Annotated in this window: 13 protein-coding genes; 8 read left to right on the top strand and 5 right to left on the bottom strand. The window is 68.6% G+C overall.

Going from position 1 to position 13,665, the window contains the following annotated elements:
* Positions 1-38: 38 nt before the first annotated feature.
* Positions 39-1,595 (top strand): ABC transporter substrate-binding protein, encoded by a 1,557-nt coding sequence (locus BKH32_RS03415; protein ID WP_075248635.1) that lies wholly within the window; start codon positions 39-41, stop codon positions 1,593-1,595.
* Positions 1,592-3,340 (top strand): ABC transporter permease subunit, encoded by a 1,749-nt coding sequence (locus BKH32_RS03410; protein ID WP_256690682.1) that lies wholly within the window; start codon positions 1,592-1,594, stop codon positions 3,338-3,340. Before BKH32_RS03415 ends, BKH32_RS03410 begins: the two co-directional genes overlap by 4 nt.
* A 157-nt stretch (positions 3,341-3,497) precedes the next feature.
* On the opposite strand, the gene BKH32_RS13870 is transcribed toward BKH32_RS03410, so the two are convergent.
* Positions 3,498-3,644 (bottom strand): hypothetical protein, encoded by a 147-nt coding sequence (locus tag BKH32_RS13870; RefSeq protein ID WP_178384541.1) that lies wholly within the window; start codon positions 3,642-3,644, stop codon positions 3,498-3,500.
* Between the two features lie 202 nt (positions 3,645-3,846).
* Positions 3,847-4,035: a hypothetical protein gene (locus BKH32_RS03405; protein WP_256690680.1), complete on the bottom strand. Its 189-nt coding sequence runs from the start codon at positions 4,033-4,035 to the stop codon at positions 3,847-3,849.
* 176 nt (positions 4,036-4,211) lie between these two features.
* Here BKH32_RS03405 and ilvA point away from each other — a divergent pair, with 176 nt between their 5' ends.
* The 3 genes from ilvA (at position 4,212) to BKH32_RS03390 (ending at position 8,599) form a co-directional block, all read left to right on the top strand.
* On the top strand, positions 4,212-5,777 hold the full coding sequence (ilvA, locus tag BKH32_RS03400; protein WP_075248634.1) for a threonine ammonia-lyase, biosynthetic: 1,566 nt from the start codon (positions 4,212-4,214) through the stop codon (positions 5,775-5,777).
* Positions 5,778-5,986: 209 nt separating this feature from the next.
* Entirely contained in the window at positions 5,987-6,541 is a 555-nt protein-coding gene (locus BKH32_RS03395) for an NADPH-dependent FMN reductase (RefSeq protein WP_075248633.1), read from the top strand.
* A gap of 144 nt (positions 6,542-6,685) precedes the next feature.
* Positions 6,686-8,599, top strand: coding sequence for an ABC-ATPase domain-containing protein (locus BKH32_RS03390; protein WP_075248632.1), 1,914 nt, complete (start codon positions 6,686-6,688; stop codon positions 8,597-8,599).
* Between the two features lie 128 nt (positions 8,600-8,727).
* Here BKH32_RS03390 and BKH32_RS03385 read toward each other — a convergent pair whose 3' ends face one another.
* Positions 8,728-9,456 carry a hypothetical protein gene (locus tag BKH32_RS03385; RefSeq protein WP_075248631.1) on the bottom strand — a complete coding sequence of 243 codons (729 nt, stop codon included), beginning with the start codon at positions 9,454-9,456 and terminating at the stop codon, positions 8,728-8,730.
* A 504-nt stretch (positions 9,457-9,960) separates the two neighbouring features.
* Here BKH32_RS03385 and BKH32_RS03380 point away from each other — a divergent pair.
* The 3 genes from BKH32_RS03380 (at position 9,961) to BKH32_RS03375 (ending at position 12,519) form a co-directional block, all read left to right on the top strand.
* Positions 9,961-10,377 (top strand): hypothetical protein, encoded by a 417-nt coding sequence (locus BKH32_RS03380; protein ID WP_143222690.1) that lies wholly within the window; start codon positions 9,961-9,963, stop codon positions 10,375-10,377.
* A gap of 97 nt (positions 10,378-10,474) precedes the next feature.
* Positions 10,475-11,848, top strand: coding sequence for a TadE/TadG family type IV pilus assembly protein (locus BKH32_RS13490; protein WP_143222688.1), 1,374 nt, complete (start codon positions 10,475-10,477; stop codon positions 11,846-11,848).
* A gap of 284 nt (positions 11,849-12,132) precedes the next feature.
* Positions 12,133-12,519, top strand: a complete 387-nt coding sequence (locus BKH32_RS03375) for a hypothetical protein (protein WP_143222686.1) — start codon at positions 12,133-12,135, stop codon at positions 12,517-12,519.
* A 129-nt stretch (positions 12,520-12,648) separates the two neighbouring features.
* Here BKH32_RS03375 and msrA read toward each other — a convergent pair whose 3' ends face one another.
* Both msrA and BKH32_RS03365 read right to left on the bottom strand, forming a co-directional pair.
* Positions 12,649-13,365, bottom strand: a complete 717-nt coding sequence (gene msrA / locus BKH32_RS03370) for a peptide-methionine (S)-S-oxide reductase MsrA (RefSeq protein WP_075248628.1) — start codon at positions 13,363-13,365, stop codon at positions 12,649-12,651.
* Positions 13,366-13,522: 157 nt separating this feature from the next.
* Positions 13,523-13,665 (bottom strand): GreA/GreB family elongation factor (locus tag BKH32_RS03365; RefSeq protein ID WP_178384540.1); only part of this gene is annotated, 143 nt, incomplete at its 5' end.

The following is a 13,665-nucleotide window of genomic DNA, read 5'->3' as shown; positions in this document are numbered from 1 at the left end:
GACCGATGACAACCCGACACAGGCCCGAAGGAGCATTCATGTCCTTGCCCACCCCCGCCGTCACCCGCCGCCAGGTCCTCGCCGCCCTCGGCGTCGGAGCAGGCGCCGCCGCCATCGCCTCCTGCTCGCGCAGCTCCTCGGGCGACGGCCGCATCCGCCTGGCCATGTTCCACGCCCCCGAGAGCAAGCTCAACCCGCTCACCAACGACGGCTCCAAGCTCGTTCGCTGGTCCTGCGCCGAGAGCCTCACCAGGCTCAACGCCGACGGCGAGGCCCAGGAGCTGCTCGCCACCGCCTGGAAGCGCGAGGGCGAGACCACCTGGCGCCTCACCCTGCGCGAGGGCGTCACCTTCCACGACGGCACCGCCCTGAGCGCCGAGAACGCGGCCGCCGCCCTCACCTTCGCCGCCACGGCCGCCAAGCCGCCGCGCGTCCTGGACGGGATCAAGCTCACCGCGAAGGCCGACGGCAAGGACCTCCTCCTGACCACCGCGGCCCCCGACCCCCTCATGCCGCAGCGCCTCTCCAGCCCCCAGCTCGTCATCCTGTCCCCGGCCGCCTACCCGAGCTCCGCCGACGGCGCCATCGACCCCGTCGGCCACGGCACCGGCGCCTTCATCCTCAAGCAGGCCAACGGCTCCTCCAGCGCCACCCTGGAGCGCAACGACAAGTACTGGGGCAAGAAGGCCGCCGCCCCCGGCATCGACGTCACCTACGTGCCCGACGGGGCCGCCCGCGCCAACGCCCTGCGCACCGACACCGCCGACATCGTCGAGGCCGTCCCCGTCGCCCAGGTTGGCAACATCGACAAGAACCTTCTCCACGAGGTGTCCACGTCGCGCACCTCCACCCTCTACCTCAACACCCGCTCCGGCCCCTTCGCCGACCCCGCCCTGCGCGCCGCCGCCCGTAACGCCGTCGACCCCGCCGCCCTCATCAAGACCGTCTTCGAGGGGCACGCCGACTCTCCCGTCGGACTCCTGGGGCCGGCCGTGCCCTGGGCCGCCGACCTGCGCGCCTGGAAGAAGGAGACCTACCCCGGAGCCACGGGCGCTGCCGCCACCGGCAAGGTCCCCGGCGCCACCGCCGCCGGGACCGTCCCCGCCGGCACCGCCATCACCCTGGCCTCCTACACCGACCGCCCCGAGCTCGGCGAGATGGTCCCCCTCCTGGCCCAGCAGCTCGAGGCTGTCGGCTTCAAGGTCACCCAGGACGTGCGCGAGTACAACCAGATCGAGTCCGAGGCCCTGGCCGGCAAGTTCCACGCCGTCCTCGTGTCGCGCTCCACCGTTGTGGACTCCGGCGACGCCGTCGCCTACATGACCACCGACTTCTCCTCCTCCGGCTCCTACTCCATAAGCGGACTGTCCGACGCGAAGGTCGACGCCGCCATCTCCAAGGCCGCGGTCACGGAACCCGGCGACGAGCGGCGCAAGGCCATCATGGCCGTCGAGCAGGCCATCCTCGCCACCGGCGCCGCCATCCCGCTCGCCCACGAGCGCGTCATCCAGGGCGAGGCCTCCGGCGTCACCGGCGCCGAGCGCGACCCGGGCGAGCGCGCCCTCATCACCTCGGCCACGACCGTGAAGAAGTGAACGGCGTGCTCACCCGGCTCACCGGGCGCCTGCGCACAGGCCACGACGTCGTCACCGGCATCTCGCGCCTGCTCGCCCTGGCCTGCCTCGTGGGCCTGGTGGGCATGCTGCCCTGGCTCTCCGGCAAGGACCCGGCCCTGACGATCCTGCGCGCCACCTCCTCCGACCGGGAGCCCACGCCGGAGGTCCTGGACTCCATCCGCAAGAGCATCGGGATCGACGGCGGCCCCCTCCACGTCATCGGGCACTGGCTGGCCGGGGTGGCCCGCGGCGACCTGGGCCGCTCCTGGGTCTCGGGGGCCGAGGTCGGCCCGGACGCCGTCGACGCCTTCGGAGTCTCCCTGAGCCTCATGGCCGCCGCACTCGGCGTCGGAGTCGTCGTGGCCGCCGCCCTGGTCCTGCCCGCCCTGCGCGACGGGCTGCGAGGGCGTCCCCGGCCCCGCGGCGGCGCCGCCTCCGCGGTCCTCATCTCCCTGCCCGAGTACCTCCTGGCCCCGATCCTCATGCTCGTCCTGGCCGTCTACCTCGGGATCCTGCCGCCCTTCGGGTGGGGCAGCCCCGAGAAGGTCATCATGCCGGCCCTCAGCCTGGGCCTGCCCACCGGCGGCTACCTCGGTGGACTCGTCTCCGACGCTGTCACCGCCACCTTCTCCGAACGCTGGGTGGCCACCTGGTCCACCGCCGGCATCCGCGGCCGGACCCTGGCCGGGGCCGTCCTGCGGCGGGCCCTGGCGCCACTGATCGGGCAGGTGGCGCTCGTCGTCGTGGCCCTGACCGGCGGCGCGGTCGCCGTGGAGAAGATCTTCGCCATCCCGGGACTGGGGCGTGAGCTCCTTGACGCCGCCTCCGCCCAGGACGTGCCGGCGCTCCAAGCCCAGATCCTGCTGCTGCTCGCCCTGGCACTGACCGCCGGCATCATCGCCGGAGCGGCCCGACGCCTCCTCATGGGGCGGGCCGCCGGGGCGGGCGGGCTGACAGCGCCGCCCCCGGCGGAGCACCCGGGGCGGGCCGCCCGCGTCATCGCCTTCAGCGGCGCCGCCCTGCTGGTCCTCATGGTGGCCGTCGGGATCCGGCGCGACCCCTACGCCGTCGTCGCGGACAAGCTCGCGCAGCCCAGCGCCGCCCTCCCGCTGGGCGCCGACTCGCTCGGGCGCGACGTGCTGGCGCGGGTGGCTCACGGGGCCGTGTCCACGGTGAGCGGCGCCGTCGTCGTCACGGTGGTGTGCTTCGTCATCGCCATGCTGGTGGGGCTGGCGCCGAGGGCGGCCACGGGGTTCATCGAGGTGGCCAACGCCGCCCCGCCGATCCTGGCCGGACTCATTGTCGCAGGCGTCTCCGGGCCCAGCGCCACGGGCGCCGCCATCGCCGTGGCCGGCGTCGGCTGGGCGCCCCTGGCCTCCCACGCCGCCGGGCTCGTCGCCGAGAACCGGCAGCGCCCCGACGTCCTCCTCGCCCCCGTCCTGGGGGAGGGGCGCGTGCGGATCACCCTGACCCGGGTCCTGCCAGCCGTCGTCGGCCCCCTGGCACGTCATGCGGCACTGAGGCTCCCCGGCAAGGCCCTGGCCCTGGCGGCCCTGGGATTCCTCGGCCTGGGAGCCCAGAGCCCCGCACCGGAGTGGGGGCTGGTCCTGTCCGACGCTCTGCCCTACATCGAGAGGGCCCCCTGGGCCGTGGCCACGCCCGCAGCCGCCCTCGTGGTCCTGTCGATCACGTCGGTCGCCGCCTCCCGCAGCATGCGGCGATAAGACCGCTGAGACCGCTGAGACCGCTGAGACCGCTGAGGCCCGGCTGCAGCGGCTCGGCTCCGGTGAGGCGCGAGGGGCTGCGTCGTCGGGCACGGACAACGAGGCGGGCGCCAACCGCGCGATGGGTTGGCGCCCGCCTCATCGGTGAGTCGGGACCTCAGCCCTCCAGGGCGTGGAGGCGGTCGATCGGGGTGGAGACGGCCTCGCGGGCGCGCACGTCCCCCAGGTCGGTCCCCACGAGGCGGACCTCGTCGGGGGCCGGTGATCTGCGACTCCAGGACGGAGGCGCCGGTGGGCAGGGCAAGGCGGCCTGGCGGTCTCGCTGCGCCGGTTTTTGAGGCGATCAGCCTGAGAATGTCCAAAACGGTGACAAAGCCCCGAAACAGGTCCAAGGCGTCAGACAAGAACCGCATGATTCCGCGGTTCTATCAGCGGTCTGATCGAGTCGGAGGTTCCTTTGTCACCGATTTGGACATTCCGAGCCCTTCATCATGATCGGCGGCCGATCAGTCCTCGGGCCGGGTCGTGCTCCGGAGTGGGGCGTCAGCCAGCTCGGCGGTCTGGAGGCGGGTCTCGGCCTCGATGGCAGCCCTGTTGTACTCGGCGCGCTCGGCCTCGGTCATAGTGGCCAGCGACTCCTGCCTGAGCTGCTCCCACGAGGTTGAGACGGCCGAGCGGTTCGCGGCGGTGCTCATGATCTTCTCCCGCCCTTCTCTTCAGCGTGCCGACTGGCCTCGGCCTCTTCGTCTTCGGCTCCCTTACTTATACAGAGGAATCCAGCGTACTGGTGCTCATGCGCATTGTGCCCAACACGTGCGCGCACCACCGCCGGCTTGGGCCGGGTGGCGGCCCGCCCGTTACGCTGTCACTCGTGAATGAGCTCGACAGCGTCAGCAGCAACGGAACCCCGGCCTGGGACAGTGCCCGCTACCTGCGGGAGATCCTCAAGGCCCCCGTCTACGAGGCGGCCGAGCACACGCCCCTGCAGGAGATGCCGGCCCTGTCGGCCCGCCTGGGCAACACCGTCGAGGTCAAGCGCGAGGACCTCCAGACCGTCCACTCCTTCAAGATCCGCGGCGCCTACAACGCCATGCGCTCCTTGAGCCCGGCTGAGCGCGAGCGCGGCGTCGTCACCGCCTCGGCCGGCAACCACGCCCAGGGCGTGGCCCGCTCCGCCGCCCTGCTGGGGATGAGCGCCGTCATCGTCATGCCCACCGTCACCCCCCAGATCAAGGTCGAGGCCGTTCGCGCCCTGGGCGGCGAGGTCCGCCTCCACGGCGACAACTTCGACGCCGCCAAGGCCGAGGCCACCCGCCTGGCCGAGGTCGAGGGTCACTCCTACATCGCCCCCTTCGACGACCCCCGCGTCATCGCCGGCCAGGGCACCATCGGCCTGGAGCTCATCCAGCAGGACGCCCACCTCGACCGTGTCTTCGTGCCCGTGGGCGGCGGCGGGCTGGCGGCCGGCGTCGCCGTCCTCATCAAGCAGCTCATGCCCGGTATCAAGGTCATCGGCGTCGAGCACGAGGAGTCGGCCTGCCTCAAGGCCGCCCTGCTGGGCGGGGAGCCCATCACCCTGCACCACGTGGGCCTGTTCGCCGAAGGGGTGGCCGTGCGCCGCATCGGCGAGGAGACCTTCCGCATGTGCCGTGCTCTGCTCGACGACGTCGTCACCGTCTCCTCCGACGAGACCTCCGCCGCCGTGCGCGACATCTTCGACGACGTGCGCGCCATCTCCGAGCCCTCCGGCGCCCTGGCCCTGGCGGGCCTCAAGCGCTACGTCGCCGAGCACCGACTGTCCGGCGAGCGCCTCGCCTTCGTCCTGTCCGGCGCCAACCTCAACTTCCACCAGCTGCGCTACATCTCCGAGCGCAGCGAGATCGGTGAGCAGCGCGAGGCCATCCTCGGGGTCACCATCCCCGAGGAGCAGGGGTCCTTCCTTCGCTTCGCCTCGGTCCTGGGGGCCCGCTCGGTCACCGAGTTCAACTACCGCCTCTCCGCGGCCCGTGCCGCCACTGACCCCGCCCGCATCTTCGTGGGCGTGCGCATCGCCCGCCGCCAGGAGCGCGCCGAGATCGTGGCGGACCTGGAGGAGGCCGGCTACGAGGTCGTCGACCTCACCGACGACGAGCTCGCCAAGGTCCACGTGCGCTCCATGATCGGTGGGCGCGCCACCCCCGGCGTGCCCGAGCGCCTCTTCTCCTTCCTCTTCCCCGAGTCTCCAGGGGCGCTGACCCACTTCCTGGAGGTGCTGGGCACCCGCTGGAACATCACCCTGTTCCACTACCGCACCGACGGCGCCGACTACGGCCGCATCCTGTGCGCCTTCGCGGCCGAGCCCGACGACCTCGAGCTGACCGAGCACATGGACCGTCTCGGCTACTCCTACAACGAGGAGACCGTCGACCCCGCCTTCCGCTTCTTCCTGGCCCGATAATCCGTGACAAATTCGCGCCCCTGATGTCCTCATCGGAAAGGCGCACACGGACGGGGTGCGTTGTGGCAGGCATCATGCAATAAGGGGTCGCTCTTTCTGTCGGAATTCCCATAAGGTTGTTGGCGAATCATTTGTCGCGGCCGGGTGCGCCATGGGAGTCTTCGCCTGACGCTGACCCCGACCCGGCTCATCTCGACCAGGAGAAAAACATGACCCGTCTTGCCGTCGTCGTCGGTTCCGTCCGCCCCAACCGTGTGGGTGGCTCCATCGCCCAGTGGGTGGTTGACCAGGCCAACAAGATCGAGGGCGTCGAGGCCGAGATCGTCGACATCGCCTCCTTCAACCTGCCCCTGTTCGCCGAGGAGATCCCCCCGCGCATGGCCGCCCCCAGCGACCCGGCCGGCGCCGCCTTCGACGAGGCCCTGAAGTCCTTCGACGCGCTGATCTTCGTCACCCCCGAGTACAACTTCTCCATCCCCGGCGCGCTGAAGAACGCCATCGACTTCCTCCAGCCCGGCGCCGTGGCCAACAAGGGCGTGGGCGTGGTCGGCTACTCCTACAACGTCGGCATCCGCGCCGTCAGCCACCTCCAGCAGATCCTCCAGGGCATGGGCGCCACCGTCGTGGCCACCAACGTGTTCCTGTCGCTCAACACCGACTTCGCCGACGGCGCCTTCTCGCCGGCCGCCTTCCACGACGCCGAGGTCCCGGCCATGGTGCGCGACGTCGTCGCCCACTCCGACGCCCTGGCCTCCCTGCGCTGAGGACTCCGAGCTCGGCTGTCCGGCTGAGCCGGAGGACGCCAGTCCGTCACGTCGCCGTCGGCGGTACCTGCGGGTACCCCGGCGGCGACGTCGTTCGTGCTGCGGGTGCCGGGGCGCACTCCGGCGGGTGGGTAGGGTTTCCCCATGACTGAGCGCAGCGAGCGAGACGGTTCCCGCCGGGACGACAGAGGCGGACGCGGCTACCGGGGCGGCTCCGGCTACCGGGGCGGTTCCAGCGGTGACCGTGGCTACCGGGGTGGCCGCGGCGGTGACCGCGGTTACCGGGATGGCGAGCGCGGCCGCTCACGCCGCGTCTACGACGACGAGCCCCGCGACGGCCTCCTGGCCGACCTCGTCGGCCACCTCCACGCCCTCGACGGACGCTCCTACGCCGCCTACAAGGCGATCGTCGGACGCTACCGGGCGCCCGCCGGCTGGTTCCTGCACATCGACCGCGTCCAGTCCGACCCCTACGCCCCGCCCACGCGCATCCACGTGGACGTGCCCACCGACCTGAACGGCCTGGAGCTGCTCGACGAGGCCGACCTGCTGGCCGACGCAGACCGGCGCCTGGCCGTGGGCGACTTCCTCACCCGCGAGCTGCACGCGGGCTTCCGCGGCACGGCGCTGTCCATCGCCTCCCCGGGCCAGGAGATTCTGCAGCGCTCCAGCGTCATCCTGCGCCCCGACGAGCAGAAGGAGGAGGACACCGGCTGGGTCCTGGAGGTCCGCGCCCGCCTGGCCCTGCCCGCCCAGGGCCGCTCCATCCAGGGCCACGAGGCCTCCCGGATCGTGGGGCGCGACCTCGTGCGCGAGCTGGAGGAGGCCATGGACCTCACCGGAGAGCGGGGCGACCGGCTCGTGCGCCACGTCGCCACCCTCGAGGACCACCGGGCCCTGACCGCGACGGTGGCCCGCAACGGCTGGGTGGCCTTCCTCGCCGACGGCTCCGTCCTGCCGCGCCGCTCCGGGGTGAGCGACGATCCCCTGGACGGCGGCGTCCCCCTCGAGGCCCCCGAGTCCATGGCCGCCACGGTGGAGCTCCCGCACGCCGGGACGGTGCGCGGCACCGTCGTCGAGGCGGGCGTCAACGTCATCGTCGGAGGCGGCTACCACGGCAAGTCCACGCTGCTGAGCGCCATCGAGCGCGGCGTCTACCCGCACGTGCCCGGGGATGGGCGCGAGCTCGTGGCCACGGTCCCCGACGCGGTCAAGGTGCGGGCCGCCGACGGGCGCGCCGTGACCGGCGTCGACCTGACCCCCTTCATCTCCCACCTGCCGGCCGGGCGTGACACCGCCTCCTTCACCACCCGCAACGCCTCGGGTTCCACCTCCCAGGCCGCCTCCATCATCGAGGCCGTCGAGGCCGGAGCCACGACGCTGCTGCTGGACGAGGACACCTCCGCCACGAACCTGCTCATCCGCGACTCGCGCATGCGCGAGCTGGTGGCCGCCGAGCGCGAGCCCATCACGCCCCTGGTGGACCGCATCACCGCGCTGTTCCGACGCCGGGGCGTCTCCACGGTCATGGTCATGGGCGGCTCCGGGGACTACCTGGACGTGGCCGACCGGGTCCTGCTCATGGACGCCTACCACCTGCGCGACGTCACCGAGCAGGCCCGCCGGGTCGTGGCCGACCAGCCCCGGCCCCTGACCGAGCTGGAGGACTTCGCCGAGCCGCGCCGGCGAGTCCCCGAGCCCGCCCCGCCGCGCACCCGCCGGGGACCGGTGCGCACCCGCGCCCAGGGCATCTCCACCCTCGTCCTGGACCGGGAGGACATCGACATCTCCGACGTCGGCGGCGTCACCGATCCGGGTCAGGCCGAGGCCATCGCCTACGCGCTGCGCGCCCTGCTGGAGCAGCGCTTCGACGGGGTCTCCCCGCTGCGCGAGTGCCTGGACGACCTCGAGGCCCTGCTCGATGAGGAGGGCCTGGACGCCTTGACCGACGAGCGCGAGCGGCCCGCCTTCCTCGTGCGCCCCCGCATGGTCGACGTCGCGGCGGCCGTCAGCCGCTACCGCAAGCTCGAGCTGGCTGGTCGGCCCGACGAGGACTGACGAGACGCCCCCTGACCGCAGGCCTCCCACCACACACTTCGACCAAAACTTCAGAATCGACCCGGAGCCGGGTCGATTCTGAAGTTTTGGTCGAAGTGTGTGGGCCGGCGGTGGCTGTGCGGCTCGCGCTAGGCGACTGAGCCGGCCCGGTACTCGGTACGGTACTCGCTGGTGCGGGTGTGGATGAGTCGGGGGATGGAGATGGTGCTGTCGAACAGCCCGTCGCGGTAGCCGGCTTGGAGGCCGAACAACACCATGAATCGCAGTGCCATGGGGTTGCTCGTGCGGGCCATGCGCCGCAGCGTTGAGGCGGGCATCTTGCGCAGGATGTTCACGATTCTGCCGGCGTCGCGCCAGTTGGCCCGCACCGGCGGAACGTTGAGGCGCTCGAGGGCCTCAACCTCGCGCAGAAAGAAGTCGGCGCCCTCCCTCTCGGCCGCGCGCCACCAGCCGGCGTGGTAGGTGGCCTCGAGCTGCTCGACGGCGTCGCACAGGGCGTCGTAGTCGACGCCGACGACCTCGGTGCGCAGCTCCTCGGCCCGGATCCGCTCCAGGGTGGCGTGCGCCAGCGGCAGGATGGCGCGGGCGACGTCGTCGACGGCGTTGTTGCGGGTGAGGCGGTCCGCCTCCGGCAGGGGCTTGCCGTCGCGGGGCAGGTGCGCGTCGACCTCCTCCAGGTGCGCGACGGAGGTGCGCAGGTCGCCGGTGAGGCGGGCGGTGGAGCGCGGGACCCCCATGGCGATGAGCAGCTCGGTCGCGGCGCGCCACTGGAAGTCTGTGTCCTCAGACCAGTGGGTCTCCGAGGCCGCCCCTGCCGGAGACCGGTCCAACGGGATGCTCGTCTGCTGGCTGCTCATAGGGGTTGAGCCTCCTGTGGTGCGCAGGGAAACAGGTCTGGGCGTCGCGGGCGCTCACAGCTGGGAGTGCTGGCCTGCGGCCGGGGGACAGCGTCTCAAGTCAACGTGTGAGAACGCTGGTGATTGACTCGTCAATGGCTGGGGTAGGTGGTGGGGCGGAGGGAGCGGCGCTGGGGTGCTCCGGTGGAGTGTGTCATCGCTGCTGCTGGTGGTGTGGATGGGCGTCGAACCGGGAAGGATCGCTGACGACTCCGGCGACGAATCGAAGTGATCGTGCGCCTTGCGAATTGTCACGAGATGTGCCGTGAGGTGTGTTGCCCTCTGAATAGGGGCGGAGTGGGGGCGGATGGCCCTGTTACTGCAAAACGCCGTGGAACTACCGTGGCTTATCAAGCATGAAGCGCGAGCCATCTCGCGATCGTCCTGGTTGGGCGTCGGTCGTTGTGTGCGCGCATGGGTGCGCGGCGAGAAAGGTCGGGAACTATGGGAGATACGGATCGTGACGTGCTGCTCGACGACGAGCATACATGGTCGCCACTATTGCTCGTCGTTGGAGCCGTACTTCAAGTGGTGTCGCTCGTGCTGGCATTCTTGGTGATGCTGAATGTCCCTGATCTGGTAGATGATGCAGTTGAATCTGCGCAGTCCGTGGTCGGAACCGTCACCTGGCTGAATGGGCTCTCGGCTTTCGTTGCCAGCCTGTTGGCGATGTTCGTCGTGAGGCGTCGTCTTCGGTCGGTAGCGATGCTTGTGGTGCATTCTGTGGTTCCTGCGGCAGTCGTTAGCGCCATCAACATTGTTCCCACATATGCGGTGCGGGGCTGGTTGTCGGTTCTTGTGGTGATCATTTTTGCCGCCGTCGCATCGATTATTGCGTCCCTGGTGTATGCATTCCTGCTGCGTCGGGGCGACTATTTCTGATTGCAGGTAGTGGTGTGGAGTGATGAATAGTTCGGTCCTCTGTGTAGTTTTATTGTAGTCTGATGTTCTGGAGCGAGTGGTGAAGGTGGGGAAGGGCATGTTTCGCTTGTGGTTGAAGCCAAGTGCTCGTCGTTGTGGATCCCGGAAAATTCCTGAACGAGGTGCGGCACTTGTTGAGTTCGCAGGAATGGCTATCGTCGTGGCGGTCATCATTGGTGGGGTGATTGCTGTTGCTCCAAGCCATGGGCGCGATATTGCGTGCAGCATTCTCTCCAAGGTCAGTGAGGCCATTGGGGCTGGAGGGATGCAGTGCGGTGGGGCTGATGATAAGGCTGAAGAGGATAAGCACAAGCCTACTGAGGCGTGTACGAATAGCCAACGGACCCAGAGCGTCAAGGGGTCCGCCGGTGTGGCAGTCGTCAGTGCTGAAGCCAAAGGCGATATTGTCGTCGAAAAGTTGTCTGACGGTCGCTACAGGGTTACTGATGCGCGTGCCACGAAGGTAGGGGGCTCTTTAGGAGAAGGTGGGGGATTTGAGGTGATTGCTAACAATCAAAAATTTGGTCACTACTTGAATGTAGATGCTTCCGGCAGTGGGGCTGTTGAGACAGGTATCATCTACGAGGTTGATTCCGAGAAGGCCAAGAATGATCTAGTAGACCATTTATATAGGAAGGCCGCGGTGGAAGGTGTGAGCAGCATGGGATCTTTTGGGGGTATTGCTGCTCCGGTCAACGAAGCGATAAGTCACTACGTCTTTGGGTATCAGCCTCCGAAGCCAACCGCAGCCTATCTCCAGGTTGGCGAGGAAGGCTCAGTGAGTGCTGAATTTACGCAAGGGGTTGGAGGGGCGCAGGCCGAGGGTAGTTACGCTCGTGCAGTAGGGGTCAAGGTTGATCGTGAGGCGGGGACAACGACGATGTATTACAAAACGAATGCCGACGTCTCGGGAAATGCTAGTTACCTAGGTGTGGGGGCGGAAGCGAGTATGTCGGAGGAGCGTATCATTGCGGTCACGGTTAACAGCGACGATCCGAACAAGGTTCTGAATGTGTCTGCTACCGGCTCGTACGATGCTCAAGTCGGGTCGACAACCCCGTTGGGTGTGGGCAATCCTCCGTCTCTTGAGTCTGGTCAAGTGTGGACTGCGTCGGTGGATCTGAACTCTGTAGAAGCAGACCGAATGGCCCGTAATTTCTTGGCTGCTGCTAAAGTCCCCGGGTATGAAAATGGTAAGGGCACTTTAGAAAACCTTGGTGATGCGACATCGACATTCATTAATGCTGCGGCAGACAGGGGTGTTTTGACGCGTCAGGATGTTTCAACGACGTCCTCAAATTATGGGGCAAAATTGGGTGTGAAGCTTGAGTTGGAACTGAGTGCAGGCGTTGGATACTCCGATGAGAATGTTGAGTTCTCCAATGGGCAGTACTACTCTGGTGGGAAGTGGAACCGCTGGGAGGGCTGCTGATGTCGTTGATACTGCCGCGTAGGGCGGTTCTGATCCCGTTGGGAGTTGCTGGGTTGTCTTACATGGCAGGCTGTTCGGGGCGCAGCGGTAAGAATACTGGAGCGTCGTCGTCGGCAAGGCCGTCTCCCAGCCCTGGTGAAACATCCACCTGGCGGCCGGTCTCAGATATTCGGGTCGTCCCTGATACGCAGCCGCGAAACGTGCAGCCGACGTCTCCGTCGGGTGACCCGGTTGAAGTTCACGGTCTGACGCTCACCGCCCCTGCTGGCGCCACCGTCAGCGAGGTGAGCAACTCCGAGGGCAATCCGGCCACGGAGATCCTGATGCCTGGGGCGCACAACGGGGTCCCGAGGGTGAGGGTCCGCCGCGTGGAGTCCTTCGGGCGTTCGCTTGTTGACGAAACCCACGCCCAAGAGGTGCTTCTGGTCTCCGAGCGTCAGATCAATGTGTTCCGGACTAAAGAGACGTGGCCTCATATGAAGGAGGCCTACGTCATCACATGGGATACATCTGTCCCGGCCTCGGACGGATCGAACCTGCCGTTGAGCGCTCTGGGGCTCTGGCTCGGCGACACTGAGACCAGCGGCTGGACGCTGTTTGCCACTGCTGAGCGGGGCAAGCTCGAGAACTCGCCTCTGTGGGACGTCACCTTCTCCGCACGCTCCGCGTAACCGAAACTCGAGGTCGGGCACACCGATCATCGCGTGAGCACGTCCGAGGTGGACAGTGGCGCGAGGGGGAATGCAGGTGTTGAGGGCCAACCGCCATGTCAATAGTTCCGAGCGCGGACCGGAACGGATTCAGGCCGGCGCGTCTCCGGGGGCCAGGATGTCGGTCTGGGCGGGCAGGTCCGTGATGCCGACCGGGCAGGTCACCCCGTTGGGGCCGTGGTTGCAGTAGCCGCTGGGGCTCTTGTGCAGGTAGGCCTGGTGGTAGTCCTCCGCCAGGTAGTAGGGCCCGCCGAACTGATCCGGCGCGTCGGCGGCGTCCTCAATGGTGGTCACGCAGGTGCCCAGGCCCAGGCGGGTCAGCTCGCCCTGGAAGGCCTCACGGATCCGCGCGGCCGCCTCACGCTGGGCGGGCGTCGTCGTCCACACCGCCGAGCGGTACTGGGTGCCGACGTCGTTGCCATGGCGGTTCAGGTGCGTGGAATCGTGGTTCTCCCAGAAGGCCCGCAGCAGGCTCTCCCCGCCCTCGCCACACACGGCCGGGTCGTAGACGACGCGCACCGTCTCGGCGTGACCAGTCGCCCCGGTGCACACCTCCTGGTAGGTGGGATTGGGTGTCTGGCCGCCCATGTAGCCGACCGACGTCGAGACGACGCCCTCTTGGCGCCACAGGAGTCGCTCCACGCCCCAGAAGCATCCGCCCGCCAGGTAGATGACCCGACTGCCCTCGGGCCACGGCCCGTCCAGGGCAGTCCCCAGCACCGGGTGGTCTCCGGGGGCGGGCAGAACCGGTGTCTCGCGGCCGGCCGGCGCCGATCCGCTGAGCGAGTGACGAAGGGCGTTGAACATGAGGACACGGTACTGCGCGAGTCCCCTATTCCCGCCCGCGCTTCACTGACCGCGAGGAGTGGTCGGGGTGGAGACATCGAGCCGGGCATTTCTCGCGGTGCCCAACGGAATTTCGGTAGGGCTACGCGAAAAATGCCCGGATCGATGGAAAAGAGGCTCAGACCCGCTCGACCTTGACGATCTCGGCCTGGATCGTCCGGCCGGTGGGGGCCTCGTAGGAGACGGTGTCGCCCGCGCGGTGCCCCATGAGGGCCTGACCCAGCGGGGCGTCGGGGGAGAAGACCTTGACGCCGTCGGGCA

This window comes from Actinomyces oris (assembly GCF_001929375.1).
Lineage (GTDB): Bacteria > Actinomycetota > Actinomycetes > Actinomycetales > Actinomycetaceae > Actinomyces > Actinomyces oris_B.
The sequence above is the reverse complement of the archived record's forward strand: the minus strand, read 5'-3'. Positions and strand labels throughout refer to the sequence as shown.

Coding starts and splice junctions, on each gene's coding strand:
- msrA (WP_075248628.1), bottom strand. CDS start 13,365: ATGTTCAACGCCCTTCGTCACTCGCTCAGCGGATCGGCGCCGGCCGGC.
- BKH32_RS03405 (WP_256690680.1), bottom strand. CDS start 4,035: ATGAGCACCGCCGCGAACCGCTCGGCCGTCTCAACCTCGTGGGAGCAG.
- BKH32_RS03415 (WP_075248635.1), top strand. CDS start 39: ATGTCCTTGCCCACCCCCGCCGTCACCCGCCGCCAGGTCCTCGCCGCC.
- BKH32_RS03385 (WP_075248631.1), bottom strand. CDS start 9,456: ATGAGCAGCCAGCAGACGAGCATCCCGTTGGACCGGTCTCCGGCAGGG.
- BKH32_RS13490 (WP_143222688.1), top strand. CDS start 10,475: ATGTTTCGCTTGTGGTTGAAGCCAAGTGCTCGTCGTTGTGGATCCCGG.
- BKH32_RS03395 (WP_075248633.1), top strand. CDS start 5,987: ATGACCCGTCTTGCCGTCGTCGTCGGTTCCGTCCGCCCCAACCGTGTG.
- BKH32_RS03390 (WP_075248632.1), top strand. CDS start 6,686: ATGACTGAGCGCAGCGAGCGAGACGGTTCCCGCCGGGACGACAGAGGC.